Here is a 20,723-nt window from a genome sequence, read left to right as displayed (position 1 = left end):
CGGATTTATCTGCGAACCGGGCGACGCCGTTTCAATCGTCGCCAGCGGGGTCCAACCCCGGGAACAGCACCTCGGTAAATCCGAATTTGCTGAAGTCACTGATGCGCGAGGGGTACAACCGCCCGATCAGGTGATCGCACTCGTGCTGCACCACACGCGCATGAAACCCTCGCGCCTCGCGCAGGATGGGATTGCCCTGCAGGTCGAAGCCTTCGTAGCGAATATGCTCGTAACGATCCACCGCCCCGCGCAGCCCCGGTACTGACAAACAGCCTTCCCAGCCCTCCTCGGTCAACGGGCCAAGCGGGGTGATCAGGGGGTTGAGCAGCACGGTTTGCGGCACCGGCTCGGCGTCGGGGTAGCGCTCGCTGCGCTCGAAGCCGAAGATCACCAATTGCAGGTCGATGCCGATCTGCGGCGCCGCCAGGCCCACGCCGCCCACGTGTTCCATGGTCTGGAACATGTCGGCAATCAAGTCGTCCAGCGCTTGGCTGCCGAACATCGAGGCGGGTACCGCAGGGGCGATACGCAACAAGCGCTCATCGCCCATTTTCAGGATGTCACGAATCATCGAGGGTCCTTGCGTTGATCAGGCCTGCTCGGCATCAGGCTTGATCGAATGATCGCGGCCCAACCCCGAAACATGCTTTTTATCATGCTCGGCCTCATCCTCGGGAAACTCTTTGTGGCCAGGTTCCTTGCCCTCTTCGGACATATGCTCGATCACCGCGTTCATCTCTGCGCCCAGCAACAGCACGGCCGACGAGATATAGAAGTACAACAACAGCACGATAATCGCACCGATGCTGCCGTACATGGCGTTGTAGTTGGCAAATGTCTTCACGTAGTACGCAAAACCCAGCGAGGCAATGATCCACACCATCACGGCCAGCACCGAGCCTGGGGTAATAAAGCGAAACTTCTGGCGCACGTCGGGCATCACGTAATAAATCAAGGCCACCGCCACCATCATCAGAATCACGATCACCGGCCAGCGTGCCACGGTCCACAGGGTCACGATAAAGTCTTCCAGGCCCACCTGCCCGGCGATCCAGCCCATCACCTGCGGGCCCAGCACCATCAATGCGGCGGCCGCCAGCAGCATGCCGGCAATGCCCACGGTGTAGAAAATGGACAGCGGGATACGCTTCCAGATCGGCCGTTCCTCGACCACGTCGTAGGCCGCGTTCATGGCGCTCATCATCAGCCGCACACCGGCCGAGGCGGTCCACAGGGCGATCACGATACCGAAGGACAATAGCCCGCCCTTGGACTGTTGCAATTGATCGATCACGGGGTTTACCTGATCCAGCGCCTGGGGCGGCAGCACCAGTTCGGCCTGCAGGCGCAGCCAGGAAAAGAAGTCTGGCAGGTGCAAAAAGCCGATCAACGCGATCAGGAACAGAATGAAGGGAAACAGCGAAAACAGCATCTGGTAGGCCAATGCCGACGCGTAAGTCGACATTTCGTCGTCAAGGAACTCCTTGACGGTGCGAATCATTACCTGGCCCAAGGGCAATTCACGCAATTCCGGGAAAATCATAGCGTCTCCTTTCGCCGCTGGCTGTCGGTACAACGAGTGAAACGCCGGGTTTTAACTCAAAGTAGCTCAAATGACGAGACATGAAGCTTGTCATTTGATGTCCTGACAGCAAGGCGGCCATCCGCAGATGGCCGCCTTGTGTGCAGCAAGCACACGGCATCAGTGCTTTTTAACAGCATCCTTGACCTTGCCTTTGACTTGCTGGGCGTCGCCCTTGGCTTCTTGCACAACACCTTCGGCGCGCATTTTGTCGTTGCCAGTGGCCTTGCCAATGCCCTGCTTGACATTGCCCACTGCTTCATTGGCCATACCTTTCACTTTGTCTTTAGTACCACTCATGGTATTTCTCCTCGGGGTAAAGAACAGTGTCTGAAGTCGACATAGAGATTGACTCACTGCGCTGCGCCAGAGTTTCATAAAAATTTGCATGTCATCCGCCAGCCGATGAACTGCAAAACACAACAGCGGTTATCGGAATCTGAATCCATGCGTGTTACTCCCGTCTTGGCAGCGTTGCTGCTGGCTTTGCCTGTGGCCAACCTCCAGGCCGCCGTTACACCGACACCCGATACGCCAGAGACCTTGGTGGTCAAGAACTATGGCGACGAAGGCGAAGGCACCTTGCGCTGGGCCATCGAGCGCAACAACCAGAACCCCGGCCACTACCGCATCGAGATCCGTGCGGTGGGCGGCGCGCCTTACGTGATCAAGCCGAACAAGGAACTGCCGGCGATCATGGGCCCGGTGACCATCGAAGGCAGCGCCTGGAAGCGCAGCGGCGACTTCATCGCCATCGACGGCTCGAACTACGTCAAAGGCAACTGCCCAGGCGCGGTACAGGGCGAGTCCGGCGTGAACGTACGTACCCTGGTCAACCCCGGCCTGACCCTGCGCGATACCCAGGGCGTGGACATCAGCGGCGTGGAAGTGCGTAACTTCTGCATCGGCATCCTGGTCAACCGCGCCAGCAACAACGTCATTCATGACAGCCGCATCATCGGCAACAAGGGTGGCGCCGGGATCATGCTCACCGGCGACGACGGCCAGGGCAATTCGACGCCCACCAGCACCGTCAACAACAAGGTGCTGCGCAACGAGCTGATCAACAACGGCGATGGCCTGGAGCTGACCCGCGGCGCGGCATTCAACCTGATTGCCAATAACCTGTTCCGCGCCGACAAAGCCAACGAGCAGGCTTCCCAAGGCATCGAGATCCTCTGGGGCAATGACAACACCCTGACCCGCAACCGCTTCGAGAACTACTCCGACGGCGTGCAAATCAATTGGGGTAACCGCAATTACCTTTCCGACAACCTGTTCACCGGTAACTCCATCGGTGTCAGCGTGACCGGCGCCGATAACGTGCTGGACGGTAACGTGGTGCATGGCAACCGCATCGGCATCGCCCTGCGCCCCGAGCCCACCTCCAACAACACCCGCCTGACCGCCAACCGCATCTGGGACAATGCCCAGGAAATCCGCCGTTGCCAGTCCGGTGGTTCGTGCTTGCCGGCCCAGCGCCTGGGCGCCATCGTGTTCGGCGTGCCGGCAGCGGAGCACGCCATCTACGTGGGCGCCCGCGGCACCGGTGTAGACCCGGCGACCAGCGGCCGTGCGATCATCTGCAGCGCCAAGGGCCCGGCCATCGCCGGTTGCCAGCCGATGCCCAACCAGAACCTGCAGCCGCCGCACCTGCGCGCCATCGCCGCCGGGCGCCTGCACGGCGAGGTCAAGGGCCAGCCGCAAAGCCGCTACCGCGTCGAAGTGTTTGGCAACCCCAAGGGCATGGCCAGCGAGGCCGAGAACTTCCTGGGCCAGGTGTACGTGTCGACCAACACCAAAGGCACGGCCAACTTCAGCTTCCCGCTGGACGTGAAGGAAACCAGCCGCTCGTTCACCGTGACCGCCACCAGCCCTGATGGTGCTACCTCCGAACTGAGCAAGGCCCTCACCCGCTAGACGATCGGTAGGAGCGGATTTATCCGCGAAGGCCTCAACGCGAGCCGCCTGATGGGGCGCGGTGGGGCCTTCGCGGATAAATCCGCTCCTACAGGGGGGCAAGTGGCGCTTGGCAGGGTATTATGGGGGCAGGATTCAGACTCAGCGCTGAAGCATCATCTCTGTAGGAACCCCATGAAACTCGACAAACCCCAGGCCATCGCGCGCCGTAACAAAGAACTCGGCGGTGCGGTGCTCGGCGTGAACAACTGCCATTTCACCCTGCTCGACAAGAAACGCAACATCTGGTGGTTCGACCTTCCGGTCGGGCGTATCCAAGTCGGCCAATACGAGTGGGTGCACCTGCTGCTGCACAACGAAGCCACTGACCAACTGCTGCATTTGAAGGTCACCACCGCGTTCTTGCGCGAGCGCATCGAAGGCCTGACCGTGCGCAATGCCGGCAAGCGCAACGCCAGCATCAGCCTGGAGTTGAGCGCCGACAAGGATTCGTTCCTCAAGGATGTACGGCCTACCGGCAGCGGTATCAGCTTGGCGCCGTTCGTGCAGGCCTGATCAGCCTAGCTTTCGGCCCACGGCAAACCCCACGCTGGCGGCAATCGCCGAGGCCAGCATGCCCCACGCCATGTCGATAAACACCAACAGCGGCGGCCAGCCCGTCAGGGTCGCCCAATTGGTCAGGTCGTAGGTGCCGTAGGCGGCGAGGCCCAACAGCGCGGCGTTGCCAGCGGCACGCAAGGCGCTGGTGCCGCGCAAGGCCGGCCACACCGCGAACCAGACAAGGGCGGCGGCATACATCAGGTAAAAGGCCGCAGCGGGCCCCAGCAGAGGGCTGGGCAGCATCAGCGAGCCCAGCAGGGTGCGGTAGGTGGGCGCCATCAGCACGCCCAACCAAAGGCCATCCAGCACCAGCAACGCCAGCAGGGTGCCGGCGTAGGTGACAAGCGGCTTTTTCATGGCGGGTTCCCCGATCAATGGTTAAACCGTTCGACCGTGGAACCTGCCGATCAGCTCAACTCGATTCGGTCGGCATGGATCACCAGCTTGCCTTCCTTGTACAGCGCGCCGATGGCCTTCTTGAAGTTGCCCTTGCTCACGCCGAACAAACCGCTGATCACGGCCGGGTCGCTCTTGTCGCTGACCGGCAGCACGCCGTTGTTCTCGCGCAACTTGCTCAGGATCTGGGCGTTCAGGCTGCTGGTAAGCTGCTCACCGATCGGTTGCAGGCTGAGGGCAATCTTGCCGTCGCTGCGCAGCTCCTTGATAAAGCCTTTTTCCTGTTTGCCGGAACGCAGGAACTTGAACACTTCGTTCTTGTGGATCAGGCCCCAGTGCTTGTTGTTGATAATGGCCTTGAAACCCATGTCGGTTTCCTCAGCCACCAGCAGGTCAACTTCCTGGCCCACGCTGTAGTTGGCCGGCACCTTGTCCAGGTAGCGGTCCAGGCGCGCGGTGGCGGTGATGCGGCGGGTACGCTTGTCGAGGTAGACATGTACCACGCAGTATTCACCCTGGGCCATCTGGCGCTTTTCTTCGGAATACGGCAGCAGCAGATCCTTGGGCAGGCCCCAGTCGAGGAACACGCCGATGCTGTTGATTTCGACAACCTTAAGGCTGGCAAACTCACCGACCTGAACTTTCGGTTTTTCCGTGGTGGCGAGTAATTTATCTTCGCTGTCCAGGTACACGAACACATTCAGCCAATCTTCATCTTCGCTGGGAATGTCTTTGGGAATATACCGATTAGGCAGCAGTATTTCGCCGTCGGCGCCACCGTCCAGATATAAACCGAAGTCCGTATGTTTAACCACTTGCAAACTGTTGTAGCGCCCGACTAAAGCCATGTGTAAAACCCTCATTACGTGGCGCGCATTCTACCCGAGATCGCGGGCGCTCGCTGTGCTGCCTGCAAGCCCTTGATTTTCTAGGGGCGCAGCCATTCGTCAGGTCACTCCAGGCCGGCACGCCCGTGGCAATTCCCCAGGCACCGATAACTTTCAGTTAAAACAGGGAGTTAGCGAAGCCTGCCAGGGGTGTTTATTTGTCCAGCAAAAACTGGATATTTCGTGTACAATTGCTGGCCCTATTAATTTCCTGAACAGGTTAATGGCAGCCATGCGCGTAAAAGCATCCACCACCAAAGCAAAACCAGCTCCGGCCGTTGAAACCAGCGAGTCGATCAATGCGCAAATTGCTGCGTTCCTGAAATCCGGTGGCGAGATCCAGCAGATCGACAAAGGCGTGAGTGGCCAAACCTACACGCCGACCAAGCACATCAGCCTGGGCAAGAAGTAATTCCCCGCAACACCGCGCTACATCCTTGAGGTCAGTGGGCACCGCCTGATTCCTTCAGCATACGCCCACCGCCTCCAGTACCCTCCCCGCTTCAAACCTCTTGTGCAAATACCTGCGGATCGCTCAACGCCTCCTTCAGTGCGTCGTACACCAGCCTGACCCGTGCCGAAACGGGCCCGCGCTGCGGCCTGTATACGTAGAGGTCCCAAGGCGCCGGGCGTAGTTCGTCGAGCACCGCCACCAGGCGGCCGGCCCGTATGTGCGGGATCACCAGAAAACTTGCGGTCTGGGTAAAGCCAAGCCCGGCAATCGCCGCATCGCAATCAGCCCCGGCGTCATCGCAAATGAACACCGGTGCCTGCGGCAAGAATTGACCGTCGATAAACGTCCAAGGCCATGGCCGACCCGTGGTGCGTTCTACCAGCGCCGTCAACGGTGCCTGTTGCAGCTGTTGCAGGTTACCCGGCAACCCCACCCGCGCGATCAGCGCCGGCGCCCCCACCACCATGAACGAGACCTTGGCCAGCGGCCGGGCGATAAAGCGCGAATCGCGCAGCGGACCAATGCGCACGCCAATGTCGATACGCTCATCCACCGCATCGGCATGCTGATCGTCCAGGCGCACGTCAAACACCAACCGTGGGTATTGCTGCGCCAGGCGCTGCAGGATCGGCATCACCACCGAGCGGCCCATGACCATGGGCACGGTGATTTTCACCAACCCCGCCAGTGCCTGCGACTCTTCGCCCTGCCCCTCGAACAATTGGTCGACCCCAGCCAGCACCGGCCGCGCCTGGGCCGCCAAGCGCTCACCGGCAGCGGTGATCTGCACCTTACGGGTGCTGCGGTGGAACAACAGCTCGCCAAACATTGCTTCCAACTGATGCACCGCCCGGGTGACCGCCTGGGGCGAGAGGTTCAATCGTGTGGCCGCTTCACGGAAATTGGCGGTGTCGGCAGCTGTGCAGAAGATACGCAGCAACTCTGTGCGGTTGAGCATAATTATTCCAATATTGGGAATTCTTAAATCCAGATTAATCCATTCCAAGGATCAATCCCAGCATCGATACTGGCGCCACTTCCTATCCCTACCGGAGCTTCCCCATGAGCGACAACATCCGCGACAAAGTCATCGTCATTACCGGCGCCAGCAGCGGCCTGGGTGAAGCCACCGCCCGCCTGCTGGCTGCCAAGGGCGCCCGCGTGGTGCTCGGTGCACGCCGCAAAGACCGCCTCGACACCCTGGTCAGCGAAATCGCCGCCGCCGGTGGCCAGGCCGTGGCGTTCGAAACCGACGTCACCCAGCCCGCCCAGGTTCAAGCACTGATCCAAGGCGGCGTGAAAGCCTTTGGCCGCATCGACGTGTTGGTCAACAACGCAGGCCTGATGTCCATCGCCCCCATGAGCGAAGTGCGCACCGACGAATGGGACCGCATGATCGACATCAACATTAAAGGCGTGCTGTATGGCATCGCCAGCGCCCTGCCGGTGTTCCAGGCGCAGAACAGCGGGCACTTCATCAACGTGTCGTCAGTGGCGGGCGTCAAGGTGTTCAGCCCAGGTGGCACCGTGTACAGCGGCACCAAGTTCGCCGTGCGGGCAATTGCCGAAGGCCTGCGCCATGAAGTGGGCGGCGCGATTCGCTCCACCATCATCTCCCCGGGCGCGGTGGACAGTGAACTTAAACACGGCAGCTCCCACGCCGACAGTGCCAAGGCTGTGAACGAGTTCTACAAACAGGCCATCCCGGCCGATTCCGTGGCCCGCGCCATTGCCTATGCCATCGAGCAGCCTGCGGACGTGGACATCAACGAGATCGTGCTGCGGCCGACCGTGCAGGACTTCTGAAAACAGAAATCGACGAACGGTTCTTTATTGGCCTCAATCGCCGGTATGCTGGGACGCTCTAGAACGGGCCTCCCAGCACTGGACGCATCAATGCTCAGACCCAGCCTCCTGATGGCCGCCACACTCTTGATGTACACCGACGCCCACGCGCAGATCTATCAGCGCGAGGTAGGTGACTACAGCCTGAAATTCGGCACCAGCCCCGCGCGCAGCATGGCCCAAGGCCTGGTGCAGCCGGCCACCGGCGGCTCCTTTCACGGCGGCCTGGACCTGAGCAGCGACGAAGGTTGGTACGTGGGCCAGTGGACCCCCAGCATGGGCCTGACCAACCCGCAAACCCGCGAAGTCGACACCTACAGCGGCTTCAAGCAGCCCTTCGACCAGACCCTGGGCTACGAAGTGGGCTTGATCCACTACACCTTCCCGGACCTGACCACCGGCGACAGCCACGAGGTGTACGCCGGCCTGACCATCCTGGACAGCAAGTTCGGCGCCGCCTACCGTGACGAAGACAGCCAGCGCGCCAGCACCCTGTTCGCCAACCTGGGCGGCTTGCCCATGCTCGACCTGGGCTTTACCGTCAAAGTCACCAGCCACCAGCTCACGACCCCCTTCACCATTGGCGATGGCAGCGAAATACGGGGTTTCAACGACTGGTCGGTGCAACTGTCGCGGGCCTTCATGGGCGTGGACCTGGACCTCATCTACAGCGGCTCCAGCCTCAGTGGCGCCGACTGCGTGGCGTATTCGGGGCAAAACGCGCAGTGTGATGCGGCGCTGATGCTCAAGGCCGAACGGCCACTCTTCTAAAGGGGCTGAACTGCCTTGGCGCACGCGGCTCTAAACAAGCACGCCAGCCATTGCAAGGATCGCCCAATGCCTTCGAGCCTCAAGTACCTGTACACCTTATTGCTCTGCGTGTTCGCCATGGCTGGCTGTACCCGCGTGGATATTGCCTACCGCAACCTGGACGTGATCATCCCCTGGTCCATGAACGACTACCTGGACCTGGATCGCGAGCAGAAGGCCTGGTTCAATGAGCGCCTCAAGGAACACCTCAGTTGGCATTGCACCACGCAATTGCCCGGCAACCTCAAGTGGCTGGACAGCCTGCAACAGATGGTGGCCAGCAACCAGGTCACCGATGAGCAGTTGCAAGCGCGCACCGTCGAGGCCAAGCAGGCTATCGCCCAGGTGGCCGCCGAGGTCACGCCGTCTGCCGTGGAGTTCTTGCGAGGGCTGGACGACAGCCAGGTGCGGGCCATGCAGCAAGCCTTCGCAGAAGACCTGGCCAAGCGCCGCGATGAATTCGTCAAACCGCCGCTGGCCGAACAGATTCAGGACCGCGCCAAGCGCATGATTAAGCGCCTGACACCGTGGTTCGGCGACCTGAGCGCCAGCCAGCGGCAACGGGTGCAGGCCTGGTCGCAGCAATTGGGTGAGCAGAATCGCGAATGGATCGACAACCGCGAGCACTGGCAAGGGTTGTTTATCGACGCGTTGAACCACCGCCAGGACGCAGGCTTCGATCAGCGCATCGCCACCTTGCTGCAGCAGCGCGAAAGCCTGTGGACGCCGCAATACGCGCTCGCCTACGCGCACACCGAACAAGCCGCGCGCACGCTGCTGGTAGGTTTGATGGCCGACAGCACGCCAACCCAGCGCCAGCGCGTGCAGGAACGCCTGGCAGACCTGCACAAGGACTTCAACCAGCTCAAGTGCCTGAAGGCGGCCAGCCAGTAGTCATTCGCTATCGCGCCCCTTGCGCCGGTAGGGGAACACATCGATCACCTTGCCATCCAGGATCGCCCCCTGCAGGCCCTTCCAGTAATCGGCGTCGTACAGCTCGCCATGCAACTGGCTGAACAAGCGCCGTTGGCCCGCATCGGCAAACAGGAACGGCGGGAACTCCTCGGGGAACACGTCGTGGGGCCCGATCGAATACCAGGGCTCGCTAGCCATCTCGTCCTCGGGAAAGCGCGGCGGTGGGATATACCGGAAATTGGCCTCGGTCAGGTAGCAGATCTCGTCGTAGTCATAGAACACCACCCGCCCATGGCGCGTCACGCCGAAGTTTTTCAGCAGCATGTCGCCGGGGAAGATATTCGCCGCCGCCAATTGCTTGATCGCCAGGCCGTAGTCCTCCAGCGCCTCATGCACTTGGGCTTCGCTGGCGGCTTCCAGGTACAGGTTGAGTGGGGTCATGCGCCGTTCGGTCCAGCAGTGGCGCACCAGCACCGTGTCGCCCTCCACCTGCACCGTGGACGGCGCCACCTCCAATAGTTCGGCCAGGCACTCGGGCTCGAACTTGCCGATGGGGAAACGGAAATCGGAAAACTCCTGGGTGTCAGCCATGCGCCCGACCCGGTCGACGCTTTTCACCAGCCGGTATTTCTCGATCACCGTGTTGCGGTCGACGTTCTTTGACGGCGAGAAGCGGTCCTTGATCAGCTTGAACACGGTGTTGAAGCCCGGCAGGGTGAACACCGTCATGACCATGCCACGCACCCCCGGGGCCATGATGAAGCGATCGTCGGTGTTGGCCAGGTGACTGATCAGCGCACGGTAGAACTCCGACTTGCCGTGCTTGTAGAAGCCGATCGAGGTGTACAGCTCAGCGATGTGTTTGCCGGGCAGGATGCGCTTGAGGAAACCGATGAATTCGGCCGGCACCGGCACGTCGACCATGAAGTAGGAGCGCGTGAAGGAAAAAATGATCGAGACATCGGCCTCGTCAGTGATCAACGCATCGATCTGGATGCCCTTGCCTTCGCGGTGCAGGAAGGGAATCACCAACGGCCATTGCTCCTCCTGGGTGTAGATGCGGCCCACCAGGTAGGCGCCCTTGTTGCGGTACAGCACCGAGGAAAACAGCTCCACGCGCAGTTCGTTGTCTTTGCACACCCAATCCGGCAGGTTGTCGCGCAGTTGGCCTTCCAGCCGCGCCAGGTCGCCGGGCAGGTCGGCATAGGGCACCTCAAAACCGTAGTCGCTGAACACTTGCGCGAGCATGGCCGAGAGCTTGCCGTTGGGCCGATAGGTGCGGGTTTGCGCCGCCCGCTCGCCGCGCAGGGAGGGCCGCGTGGTGTGGATGAACATGCAGCCATCGCTGATCAGGTCGTGGCTGAACAGCCCGCAGAAAATCGAGTTGTACCAGGTTTCGGCCAGCTCATCGTCAAAGCGCACGTCGATCAGCCGGATGTAGGCGCTTTTCACCAGCGGCCATTGCGCCACGTCCATCAGCACATCACTGGCAAAGCGCTCGCGCAGCCGGCTGACCACCTCGGCGACCTTGTCTTCGTACAGGTTGATGCGCGCGGCCGACGCGTGTTGAATCTCCTGCCAATGGGCCAGCTCGAAGCGCGCCCGGGCGCCGTCGGTGATGATGCCGAAATGCTTGCGGTAGTCGTCGAAGCCATCGAGCACGGTACGGGCGATGTCGGCGGCGGGCCATGGGTGCGGCATGGTTGGACCTCTGGCGGGTTCGGTGAACCCCAAGCTTAGCCCGCCTGCACCACCTGTAGGAGCGGATTGATCCGCGAAAAGCACGCTGCGGTGAGTCAGACATACTGCGGCGTGCTTTAGGTACAATACGCCGGCCGTTAAATGTAGTCACGGCCACCACCGGCCGCCCGCGCGGCCTATTCCCGGATGAATCCAGTCCTACAATTGCTGCAACGCGCCATGGCCTGCCGCAGAGGCGTTGCCCGCCCTCGGAGCCAATTTTGAAACCCGCTTCCCTCATCAACATGCTACTGCTCGCCGCCGTCTGGGGCGCCAGCTTTCTGTTCATGCGCATCATCGCCCCGGTACTGGGCGCCTTGCCCACCGCGTTCTTTCGGGTGTCTATCGCCGCCAGCGGCCTGCTGCTGATTCTGGCCCTGCTGCGCGTGCGCTGGGATTTCCAGGGCAAGCTCAAGACCTGCCTGCTGTTGGGTATGATCAACTCCGGGCTGCCGGCCACCCTCTACGCCATCGCAGCGCAAGTATTGCCGGCCGGCTACTCGGCGATTTTCAATGCCACCACGCCGCTGATGGGTGTGTTGATCGGCGGGTTGTTCTTTCATGAACGGCTGACGCCGCTGAAGCTTGGCGGGGTATTTCTCGGCTTGCTCGGCGTGGCCGTACTGACCCGTGCCGGGCCGGTGGCCTTTGATGCCAACCTGCTGATGGGCGCGGTGTCGTGCTTGCTGGCCACCACCTGCTATGGCTTTGCCGGCTTCCTGGCCCGGCGCTGGCTGGACCAACAAGGCGGCCTTGACCCACGCCTCTCGGCACTGGGCAGCATGCTAGGCGCCACGCTGTTGTTGTTGCCGCTGTTTGCCATCAGCGTGTTCCGGCAACCGCCCGCAAGTTGGGGCGGCGTGGAGGTGTGGTTGTCGTTGCTGGGCCTGGGCCTGGTGTGCACGGCCTTCGCCTACATCCTGTATTTCCGCCTGCTGAGCGAGATTGGCCCGGTCAAATCCAGCACCGTGACCTTCATGATCCCAGGCTTCGGTGTGCTCTGGGGCGCCATGCTGCTGGGCGAGCCGCTGTCCTGGGCGCACGTGTATGGCGGCATCCTCATCGCCCTGGCGCTGTGGCTGGTGCTGATGCCGCACAACAAGCGGGCTAGCCGATAATTTCCTTCACCCGGTACCAGAGCATGCCCAGCGCCAGCAACGGCGAGCGCAGGGCCTTGCCACCGGGGAAGGTCATGTGCGGCACCTTGCTGAAAATGTCCAGGCCCTGGCTGTGCCCGGCGTGAATACCTTCGGCCAGCAGCTTGGCAGTCCAATGGGTAACGTTGACCCCATGGCCTGAATAGCCTTGGGCGTAGTACACGTTCGGGTACTGCTGCAAGCGGCCCACCTGCGGAAAGCGATTGGCGGTAATGCCGATCTTGCCTCCCCACTGGAAGTCGATGCGGGTGTTGGCCAGTTGCGGGAACACCTTGAGCATCTTCGGCTGCATGTAGCCGGCGATGTCGGCCGGGTCACGGCCGGAATAGTGGCAAGCGCCGCCAAACAGCAAGCGGCGATCAGCCGAAAGCCGGTAGTAATCCAAGCCGACTTTCTGGTCGCACAGCGCCAGGTTTTCCGGGATCAACTGCTTGGCAACCGCCTCGCTCAACGGCTCGGTGGCGATGATGTAGCTGCCGGCCGGCAGCACCTTACCGCTCAGGCGCGGCTCCAATTCTTCCAGGTGGGCATTGCAACCCAGCACCAGGTGCCCGGCGCGCACAGTACCGGTGGCCGTGCGCACCTGCACGGTGTCGCCGTGGATCAGTTCCAGCACCGGGCTGTGCTCGAAGATTTTCACCCCCAGGGAAGCCGCCGCCCGCGCCTCGCCCAACACCAGGTTGAGCGGGTGCAAGTGCCCCGAGCCCATGTCGATCAACCCGCCGGCATAAGCATCGGAGCCGACCACTTCATCCATGTGTTCAGGGCCCACCAGGCGCGTGGCAAACGGGTAGGCCTGGGCATCCGGGCTGTCCTGTTGGGCCTTGAACGCGGCAAACTGCGCCGCGGTATTGGCCAGCTCGCAGAAGCCCCAGCGCAGGTCGCAGTCGATGCCGTGCTCGGCGATGCGCCGGCGCACCACCTGCACCGACTCATCACCGGCGTGCTTCAAGTACTGCACGCCCTCCTGCCCCACGTACTGGGCAAAGCCGTCCACCTCGTGGCCAATGCCGCGGATCAGTTGCCCGCCGTTGCGCCCACTGGCGCCCCAACCGATGCGCCGCCCCTCCAGCAAAATCACCGAGAGCCCGCGCTGGGCCAGCTCGATGGCGGTATTGACGCCGGTAAAACCGCCGCCGATCACGCACACGTCAGCAACCTGGTCCGCGCTCAGCCGGGGGTATTCCGGCATCGCGCTGGCGGAATTCAGGTAGTAGGAACGGGCGTGTTCCGAAGGCATTGCCATGGCAGTTTCTCGCATCAGAGATTGGACTTCACTTTGCTCCAGGAGCGGGTCATCAGGCGCATTGTCGCAGGGGTGGGGGTGGTCGAGATATACAGCTTGTCGAGCACTTCCTGGGACGGGTACACCTCTGGGTTGTTCACCAACTCCGGGTCCATGAAGGCTTTGGCTGCGGGGTTAGGGTTGGCGTAGCCCACGGTGGCGCTGACCTTGGCGATCACCTGCGGGTCGAGCAGGTAATTGATAAAGGCGTGGGCCTCTTTGACGTTACTTGCGTCGGCCGGGATGGCCAGCAGGTCAAACCACAGGTTACTGCCTTCCTTGGGAATGGCGTAGGCGATGTTAATGCCGTTCTTGGCTTCCTTGGCGCGGTTGGCGGCCTGGAACACGTCACCCGAATAACCGAAGGCTACGCAGATGTTGCCGTTGGCCAGGTCCGACACGTACTTGGAGGAGTGGAAGTAGGTGATGTACGGGCGCAGGGTCAGCAGCTTGGCTTCAGCCTTGGCGTAGTCGGCCGGCTTCTCGCTGCGTGGGTCCAGCCCCAGGTAGTTGAGCATCGCGGGGAACACTTCGTCGGCCGAATCCATCATCGACACGCCGCACTTGCTCAGCTTTTTCAAATTCTCGGGTTCAAACAATACCGCCCAAGAATCGATGTGGTCGATGCCCAGCACTTCCTTGACCTTGTCGACGTTGTAACCGATGCCGTTGGTGCCCCACAGGTAAGGCACCGAGTGCTCGTTGCCCGGGTCGTTCTTTTCCAGCAACGCGAGCAGCTTGGGGTCAAGGTTCTTGAAATTCGGCAGTTGCGAGCGGTCCAGTTTCAGGAACGCGCCGGCCTTCACCTGGCGCGCCAGAAAGTGGTTGGAGGGCACCACCACATCGTAGCCGGTGCGCCCAGCCAGCAACTTGCCCTCCAGGGTTTCGTTGGAGTCGAATACGTCATAGACCACCTTGATACCGGTCTTGGCCTGGAAATCTGCCAGGGTGGTATCACCGATGTAGTCGGTCCAGTTGTACACACTGACCGTGGGTTGCGCATGGGCGGTGGTGCTGAACAACAAAGCCAATGCAACAGGAACGACTGATTTCAATAGACGCATATCGACACCCCTTTAGTTTTTTTTGAGTTTTATAAAAGCCATCACACGCTCAGCAGCAGAAACTCCCGTTCCCACGAACTGATCACCCGCTTGAAGTTTTCATGCTCGGCGCGTTTCACCGCGACATAGCCGCGGACGAACTTCTCGCCCAGGTATTTCATGACCGTGTCGCACTCTTCCATGTGGGCCAGTGCGTCTTCGATAGTGATCGGCAGGCGCAGGTTGCGGCGCTCGTAGGCGCGGCCCTGCACGGGCGCGCTCGGGTTGATACCTTCGACCATGCCCAGGTAGCCACACAACAAGCTCGCGGCAATGGCCAGGTACGGGTTGGCGTCGGCGCCCGGCAAGCGGTTTTCCACACGCATGGCATCGGGGCTTGAGGTGGGCACGCGCAGGCCCACGGTGCGGTTTTCTTCACCCCACTCCACGTTGACCGGCGCCGAGGTGTCGGGCAGAAAGCGGCGGAACGAGTTCACGTTGGGCGCGAACATCGGCAGCAGCTTGGGGATGTACTTTTGCAGGCCGCCGATGTGCTGCAGGAACAGCTCGCTCATGCTGCCGTCGTCGTTGACGAAGATCGGCTTGCCGGTAACGATATCGACCACGCTCTGGTGCAGGTGCATGGCGCTGCCCGGCTCGTCGGCCACAGGCTTGGCCATAAAGGTGGCGGTCACATTGTGCTTGAGCGCCGCTTCACGCAAGGTGCGCTTGAACACGGTGATCTGGTCGGCCAGGTCCAGGGCATCGCCATGGCGGAAGTTGATTTCCATCTGCGCCGGGCCGTCTTCGTGGATCAGCGTGTCCAGGTCCAGGCCCTGGGCTTCGCACCAGTCATAGACGTCCTCGAACAGCGGGTCGAATTCGTTGGCGGCATCGATGGAGAACGACTGGCGGCCACTTTCGGCAGCGGCCCGAACGGCCCAGCGGCGCCTTCAAAGGCAAGTCCGGGTCTTCGCAGCGCTGGGTCAGGTAGAACTCCATTTCTGGTGCGACGATCGGCTTCCAGCCCTTGTCGGTGTATAGCTTCAGCACTTTTTTCAGCACGTTGCGTGGCGACAGTTCGATCGGGTTGCCAACCTTGTCGAAGGTGTCATGGATGACGATGGCGGTCGGCTCGATCGCCCACGGGATCACGTAGATGGCCGAGGCGTCCGGGCGGCAGATCATGTCGATGTCGGCCGGGTCCAGCAGGTCGTAGTAGATATCGTCGTCGACGAAGTCCCCGGTTACCGTTTGCAGAAGGACACTTTCCGGCAGGCGCATGCCTCGCTCATGCAGGAACTTGTTGGTGGGTGCAATTTTGCCGCGGGCGATGCCAGTCAGGTCACTGACAACACACTCGACTTCGGTAATCTTGTGTTCTTTCAGCCAAGAAGACAGCTGATCGAAAGGGACATTCATAAAGACCTCGTTGTGGGTTTTATTCAGCGCCACCATCTGACGGGAGTCTTCCCATGGGGCGCGTTGGCGGCTATCTTGGGCAAACAGCGTGACTGCATCTATCCACTTCCTGCCAAATAGAACGCACCATAACAGTGCGCAAGGCTTTCGCATGACAGCTTCAACCCCGTTGCACGTCCAGGCATTCAACACCGGCGATGTGGCCGAACAGATCCGCGCCACGCCCGGTTGGGTGCAGCAGTACCAGCAAATGTCACCTGGGCATTTTGCAGGCCTCATCCGCTATCTGGACTTGCAGGGCGTGGAGATCTACGAAGAGTGCATGAACACTCGCGTGGAGCAGAATTTCAGCGCGCCCGAAGGCGCCTTGGCGTTCTGTTTCGATGGCAGCGACAACGCGTTATACGTGCTCAACGGTGAAAGCCGCAACATATGGATTACCCCGGAAAACTACCGCGAGGTGGCCGTGGTGTTCGGCCCCGAGTTCGTCCAGCGCCACGGCCTGGACGTTGGCAGGCTGGAAGGCCTGTTCATGGCGCCCTTGAGCTCCCAGCAAAACGCGCTGTTCACCCGCTGGCTAAGCGGCACCCTCACCCGCCTGTCCAACACCTTCGACCCACCCAGCCGCGAGGCTCTGACCCAGCAACTGCTGGACGACTGCCTGTTCATCCTCGACAACGCCTCGGCGTGCCTTGACCGAGGCGCCCTGCAGCGGCGCAGCGAAGAACGGCTGATCATGAAGCGGGTGTTCGAATGGTCGGCCGACGTGCCAGACGAAACCCTGAACCTGATGGAACTGGCCCGCATCGCCGGAGTGCCGCTGCGCCACCTGCAACATGCCTTCAAAGCCTTCACCGGCATGGCGCCGGCGCAGTGGCTGCGCCTGCGCCGACTGAACAGCGCACACCGCGAACTGCTGCAACGCAGCCCCAACCAAACCACCGTGGCCGAGGTGGCCATGCATTGGTCGTTCTGGCATTTGGGGCGGTTTTCCAGCAGTTACCGGGCGTTGTTCAATGAGTTGCCGAGTGAGACGTTGAAGCGGGGGCGATAGCGGCCTTGCGAAACACAAACACCAACCCCAGCACGATCAACCCCATCCCCAGCACGCTGAGCAGTGCCAACCGATTACCAAAAATCAGGTAATCCATCAGCGCCGTCACCGCCGGCACCAAGTAGAACAGGCTGGTAACGTTGACCAGGTTGCCACGGGCGATCAACCGGTACAGCAACAGCGTGGCCAGCAGCGACACCACCAGGCCCATGTACAGCACTGGGCCAAAGAACCCGGCGCTGGCCTCGAAATGGAACGGCTGGAACGGTACGAACGCGGCGCACAACAGCAGGCCGGCCAGGTACTGCACCGGCAACGTACCCAACGGGTTGCTGGTGATGCGCTTTTGCATGATCGAGCCCAGGGTCATGCTCGCCAGCGCCAGCAAGCCGCACAGCATTCCAGCCATCGACATGCCGGCCGTGCCGATGCCCTGGTACACCACCAGAATCAACCCGCTCAGGCCCAGCGCCAGGCCGAACAACCGAGTAAAGGAGCGCTGACGCTCCATCAGCACGGCGGTAAGGATCGGCTGCACGCCCATGAGCGTTGCCATGACCCCGGGGGTGATTTTCAGGTCCAATGCCAGCAGGTAGAAGATCTGGTAACCGCCCAGCAATACCAGCCCGGTGCCCGCCGCATACAACAACGGCCCCCGCCCTTTGGGCAGTTTCAACTTGAGCCAGGGCAGCAACAGCAACAGCCCGATAAAAGCGATGGCGGAACGAAACAGCAAAAAGGCAAAGGTACTGCCGTGGGCCAGGCCCAGTTTGGAGAAGATCGCGCCGCTGCTCCAAAGCAGAACGAACAGCACGGTGGTGGCCGCCGAGGCCACGGATTCTTTGGTTAAGGCAAACATGTGAGGCACCTGTCATTCAGGCCAAATAAGGCCAGGTCGGCTTACGCCGGATTCAGTGTTTTGGGGTGCGCGGGGTTACAGCCAGTCAAAGGCTGCTTAAACCGCGAAAACGACGCCTGGGGGTGCGACTGCGGTGCACACCGGCGACTGAACGACAGAAGGCGGGGGATAGTGGCTGCGCATGGGCGGCTGTTTGCTCGCGCACGACACGTCGGCAGCGTTGGCTGCTGAAACGTTGGGGGCGTGGTTGCAAAAAGCGGGCATGGTGGCCTTGGCGTGACGGTTTTCGAAGTTGGAATATAACCAGGGGTGGATCGGCTTGGCAATGGTTGTTTTAAACCCACACGTCGTGTGGGAGCGGATTCATCCGCGAAGAACGCCCCGCAGTGTGCCTGGTATACCGCAGCGAACGCTTCGCGGATGAATCCGCTCCTACCGGGGGTGCTGCAGGCTATTGAGCCTTGAAGCGCAACACCTCATACGGCGGCTTGCGCAAATCCTTGCCGCCATTCAAGCCCGGCGCGCGCTGCCACTGGCCCACGCTCACGTACACATAGCCATTGCGGTAGTACAACCCGTCCGGCCAGATCAAGCGCGGGTCGGTGGCCACCAGCGAGAATTTGCCATGGGTGTCCTTCTTGATGATCGAATAGCGCGACGCATCACCGAAATATACCGAGCCCTTGTCATCCACGGTAATCCCGCCGTTGGACGCGGTCTGCCCTTCGAAATGCGTGGCCTTTTTCAGGGCCGACTCAGGCAGGTTGAAGTTGCTCAGGTCGGCCGTGGCGATGCTGTAGTAATTGGGGTTGGTGGGGATGGTCCAGTACAACGTCTTGTTGTCGGGCGAAAGCTCGATGCCGTTGGCGCCGCCCTGGGGCATGGTGGCGTGGTCGACGCTGTAGGCGTGGGGCTGGCCCTCCACGTAGGTCATGAAGCCCGGCGCCGGCGAGGTTTCGGGAGCGTCGCGGAAGATCTCGCGCATCTTGCCGCTGGCGATGTCCACCACGATCAACGAATTGTCTGGCTTGGCGAAGCCGTTGTTGCTGATGTACACAGTGCCCTGCTTGCCGTGGCTCATGTCCACGCGCAAGTCGTTGAGTTGAATCGTGTCACGCATGAACGGCTTCTTGAAGAAGATCGTGCGGGTGATCTTGCGTGTGTCGATGTCGATGGCCAAGAGCTTGGCCGAGCCATCGGGGATGCCATCGACCCCTGCACGCTTGCCTTCGTCCAGCACCCACAGCGTGTTGCCGCTCAGGGTCATGCCCAGCGGCGAGACGATCCAGTCGGCCAAGGGTTTGTTCGACGGCACGGTGGTGGCAGCATCCGGGAAAGCCACCGGTTTGCCGCCGATGATTTCCACCACCGATGGTTCGTTGTGGTTGCTGCCAGCACGGGGCAAGGTCAGGAAAGTACGCCCGGCAGGGGTCACCACTACGCCGGAAGCCTCGGCGTTGGGCAGCGACACCACCACTTCGCCGGGCGGCAGGGTGGCCGCCCAGGTGGCGAAGGGGCTGGCCAGTAACAACAGGGGCAAGGCAAGTTTGGCTGGGTTCATCGCACGGTCCTTATCGATGGAGGGCTCATTGCGCATTGAACTGCGGGGTCGGCTCGGTGGAGGTGCGAATCAGCAGGTAAGGCGGTTTGCGCGTATCGCTGTGTTTGCCCAGGCGGTCCCATTGGCCCAGGGTCACGTAGACGCTGTCGCCGGTCACGAACAAGCCATCGGGCCACACCAGGCGCGGGTCGCGCAGCACCACGTCGAGGTGGCCATCGGGCCAGCGACGCAGAATCTGGTGGTGCTCGGCGTCGGTCAGGTACAGGCGGCCTTGGCTGTCCATGTCCATGCCATCGGTCATCACTTTTTCGCCTTCGTCGCGAATCTGCGCCGCCAGTTGTGCGTCGCTCAGGCTGAAGTTGGACAAGGCTGCGGTGGGCAGGCTCCACAGGTGGCGGCTGGTGAGCGGCGAGTAGTAGAACCGCGAACTGTCGGGGGCCAGCGCGACGCTGTCGACGCCGCCGTGGGGGAACGGCGTGTTGGCGCCGTCGTAGCGCATCGGCACGCCATCCAGTTGCGTGACGAAATCTTTTTGCGGCCGTACCGAAGGGTCGTTGCCCAGCACGCGGCGCTGACGTCCGCTGGCGATGTCCACCACGACGATGGCCGGACTGTCGCCGAAGGAGGAGTCCGCCACGTAGGCCGTGCCTTTGTCGCCGTGGGTCAGGTCGATGCGCAGATCGTTCATGTGGCTGTCTTGCTTGAGCCCGGCGTCCAGCAGCACGGAGGCGAAGATGCGGTTGGTCTTGGGGTCGATGCCCACTACCTTCGCCGCTCCCGCCGGAATGCCGTCGATGCCGGCACGCTTGCCGTCGTCGATCAGCCACAGGCGCCCTTTGCTGTCCTGGGTCATGCCGTGCACCGACACCAGCCGGTGCGCGTCATCACGCCCCGGCAGGCTGGTGGCCGCGTCCGGATATGGCACCAGTTTGCCGTTGACCAGTTCGCCCAGGGTCATGCCCTTGTGATCGATGGCGTGGCGCGGGAAGCCGACGAAGGTGCGACCCTCTTTGGTCACCACGATGCCCGACGGGCCTGGGCCGGCGAAGTTGGCCACCTCGGTCAATGAACCAACCGGCACCAGGCTGCGGTCTTCGGTTTCGGCCGACGCCGGCAGTGCCGACAACAGCGCCAACGCCGCACTCAAGGCCACGGCCAACGAACTCAATCTGCTCACGTGCAACTCCCTTACC

General features: G+C 61.6%; 20 protein-coding genes and 1 pseudogene. 8 read left to right on the top strand and 13 right to left on the bottom strand.

Annotated features, from left to right (window positions below; genetic code table 11):
- Positions 1-31: 31 nt before the first annotated feature.
- From def to L9B60_RS17990, 3 genes are all read right to left on the bottom strand, one after another.
- On the bottom strand, positions 32-571 hold the full coding sequence (def, locus tag L9B60_RS18000; protein ID WP_249672103.1) for a peptide deformylase: 540 nt from the start codon (positions 569-571) through the stop codon (positions 32-34).
- A gap of 18 nt (positions 572-589) precedes the next feature.
- Positions 590-1,543, bottom strand: a complete 954-nt coding sequence (locus L9B60_RS17995; RefSeq protein ID WP_249672102.1) for a YihY/virulence factor BrkB family protein — start codon at positions 1,541-1,543, stop codon at positions 590-592.
- Positions 1,544-1,702: 159 nt separating this feature from the next.
- Positions 1,703-1,882, bottom strand: coding sequence for a CsbD family protein (locus tag L9B60_RS17990; protein ID WP_249672101.1), 180 nt, complete (start codon positions 1,880-1,882; stop codon positions 1,703-1,705).
- A gap of 147 nt (positions 1,883-2,029) precedes the next feature.
- Here L9B60_RS17990 and L9B60_RS17985 point away from each other — a divergent pair, with 147 nt between their 5' ends.
- Both L9B60_RS17985 and L9B60_RS17980 read left to right on the top strand, forming a co-directional pair.
- Positions 2,030-3,502 carry a NosD domain-containing protein gene (locus tag L9B60_RS17985; RefSeq protein WP_249672100.1) on the top strand — a complete coding sequence of 491 codons (1,473 nt, stop codon included), beginning with the start codon at positions 2,030-2,032 and terminating at the stop codon, positions 3,500-3,502.
- A 174-nt stretch (positions 3,503-3,676) separates the two neighbouring features.
- Entirely contained in the window at positions 3,677-4,057 is a 381-nt protein-coding gene (locus L9B60_RS17980) for a hypothetical protein (protein ID WP_249672099.1), read from the top strand.
- Here L9B60_RS17980 and L9B60_RS17975 read toward each other — a convergent pair whose 3' ends face one another.
- Both L9B60_RS17975 and L9B60_RS17970 read right to left on the bottom strand, forming a co-directional pair.
- Complete coding sequence (locus L9B60_RS17975) at positions 4,058-4,459, bottom strand: DUF2177 family protein (protein WP_249672098.1); 402 nt, start codon at positions 4,457-4,459, stop codon at positions 4,058-4,060. It lies immediately after the preceding gene.
- A 50-nt stretch (positions 4,460-4,509) separates the two neighbouring features.
- Positions 4,510-5,346: a CvfB family protein gene (locus L9B60_RS17970; RefSeq protein WP_249672097.1), complete on the bottom strand. Its 837-nt coding sequence runs from the start codon at positions 5,344-5,346 to the stop codon at positions 4,510-4,512.
- Positions 5,347-5,608: 262 nt separating this feature from the next.
- Here L9B60_RS17970 and L9B60_RS17965 point away from each other — a divergent pair, with 262 nt between their 5' ends.
- Positions 5,609-5,797, top strand: coding sequence for a PFL_1563 family small protein (locus L9B60_RS17965; RefSeq protein ID WP_249672096.1), 189 nt, complete (start codon positions 5,609-5,611; stop codon positions 5,795-5,797).
- 91 nt (positions 5,798-5,888) lie between these two features.
- Here the strand turns inward: L9B60_RS17965 and L9B60_RS17960 are convergent, their stop codons facing one another.
- Positions 5,889-6,797, bottom strand: coding sequence for a LysR family transcriptional regulator (locus L9B60_RS17960; protein WP_249672095.1), 909 nt, complete (start codon positions 6,795-6,797; stop codon positions 5,889-5,891).
- A gap of 104 nt (positions 6,798-6,901) precedes the next feature.
- On the opposite strand from L9B60_RS17960, the gene L9B60_RS17955 reads away from it, so the two are divergent.
- The 3 genes from L9B60_RS17955 (at position 6,902) to L9B60_RS17945 (ending at position 9,388) form a co-directional block, all read left to right on the top strand.
- Positions 6,902-7,645, top strand: coding sequence for an SDR family oxidoreductase (locus L9B60_RS17955; protein ID WP_249672094.1), 744 nt, complete (start codon positions 6,902-6,904; stop codon positions 7,643-7,645).
- Positions 7,646-7,735: 90 nt separating this feature from the next.
- Positions 7,736-8,455, top strand: coding sequence for a TorF family putative porin (locus L9B60_RS17950; RefSeq protein WP_249672093.1), 720 nt, complete (start codon positions 7,736-7,738; stop codon positions 8,453-8,455).
- Positions 8,456-8,521: 66 nt separating this feature from the next.
- On the top strand, positions 8,522-9,388 hold the full coding sequence (locus tag L9B60_RS17945) for a DUF6279 family lipoprotein (protein ID WP_249672092.1): 867 nt from the start codon (positions 8,522-8,524) through the stop codon (positions 9,386-9,388).
- Here the strand turns inward: L9B60_RS17945 and aceK are convergent, their stop codons facing one another.
- Complete coding sequence (gene aceK / locus L9B60_RS17940; protein WP_249672091.1) at positions 9,389-11,110, bottom strand: bifunctional isocitrate dehydrogenase kinase/phosphatase; 1,722 nt, start codon at positions 11,108-11,110, stop codon at positions 9,389-9,391.
- A gap of 284 nt (positions 11,111-11,394) precedes the next feature.
- On the opposite strand from aceK, the gene L9B60_RS17935 reads away from it, so the two are divergent.
- Positions 11,395-12,267, top strand: coding sequence for a DMT family transporter (locus L9B60_RS17935; protein ID WP_438866144.1), 873 nt, complete (start codon positions 11,395-11,397; stop codon positions 12,265-12,267).
- On the opposite strand, the gene L9B60_RS17930 is transcribed toward L9B60_RS17935, so the two are convergent.
- From L9B60_RS17930 to L9B60_RS17920, 3 genes and pseudogenes are all read right to left on the bottom strand, one after another.
- Positions 12,257-13,552: an NAD(P)/FAD-dependent oxidoreductase gene (locus tag L9B60_RS17930; protein WP_249672089.1), complete on the bottom strand. Its 1,296-nt coding sequence runs from the start codon at positions 13,550-13,552 to the stop codon at positions 12,257-12,259. The two genes, L9B60_RS17935 and L9B60_RS17930, sit on opposite strands and share 11 nt — an antisense overlap.
- Positions 13,553-13,566: 14 nt before the next feature.
- Positions 13,567-14,655: a polyamine ABC transporter substrate-binding protein gene (locus tag L9B60_RS17925; protein WP_249672088.1), complete on the bottom strand. Its 1,089-nt coding sequence runs from the start codon at positions 14,653-14,655 to the stop codon at positions 13,567-13,569.
- Positions 14,656-14,696: 41 nt separating this feature from the next.
- Positions 14,697-16,056: pseudogene (locus L9B60_RS17920) on the bottom strand (glutamine synthetase family protein).
- Between the two features lie 151 nt (positions 16,057-16,207).
- Here L9B60_RS17920 and L9B60_RS17915 point away from each other — a divergent pair.
- A complete protein-coding gene (locus L9B60_RS17915) occupies positions 16,208-17,110 on the top strand; it encodes a helix-turn-helix domain-containing protein (RefSeq protein WP_249672087.1) in 903 nt (300 codons plus the stop codon).
- Here the strand turns inward: L9B60_RS17915 and L9B60_RS17910 are convergent.
- The 3 genes from L9B60_RS17910 to L9B60_RS17900 all read right to left on the bottom strand — a co-directional run bounded on the left by L9B60_RS17910 (position 17,070) and on the right by L9B60_RS17900 (position 20,707).
- Complete coding sequence (locus L9B60_RS17910; RefSeq protein ID WP_249672086.1) at positions 17,070-17,969, bottom strand: DMT family transporter; 900 nt, start codon at positions 17,967-17,969, stop codon at positions 17,070-17,072. The genes L9B60_RS17915 and L9B60_RS17910 overlap by 41 nt on opposite strands.
- Positions 17,970-18,420: 451 nt before the next feature.
- On the bottom strand, positions 18,421-19,530 hold the full coding sequence (locus tag L9B60_RS17905) for an L-dopachrome tautomerase-related protein (protein ID WP_249672085.1): 1,110 nt from the start codon (positions 19,528-19,530) through the stop codon (positions 18,421-18,423).
- Between the two features lie 25 nt (positions 19,531-19,555).
- Complete coding sequence (locus L9B60_RS17900) at positions 19,556-20,707, bottom strand: SMP-30/gluconolactonase/LRE family protein (RefSeq protein ID WP_249672084.1); 1,152 nt, start codon at positions 20,705-20,707, stop codon at positions 19,556-19,558.
- Between the last annotated feature and the right edge of the window lie 16 nt (positions 20,708-20,723).

Source organism: Pseudomonas abieticivorans (assembly GCF_023509015.1).
Taxonomy (GTDB): domain Bacteria; phylum Pseudomonadota; class Gammaproteobacteria; order Pseudomonadales; family Pseudomonadaceae; genus Aquipseudomonas; species Aquipseudomonas abieticivorans.
This window is presented reverse-complemented; position numbering and strand designations above follow the sequence as displayed.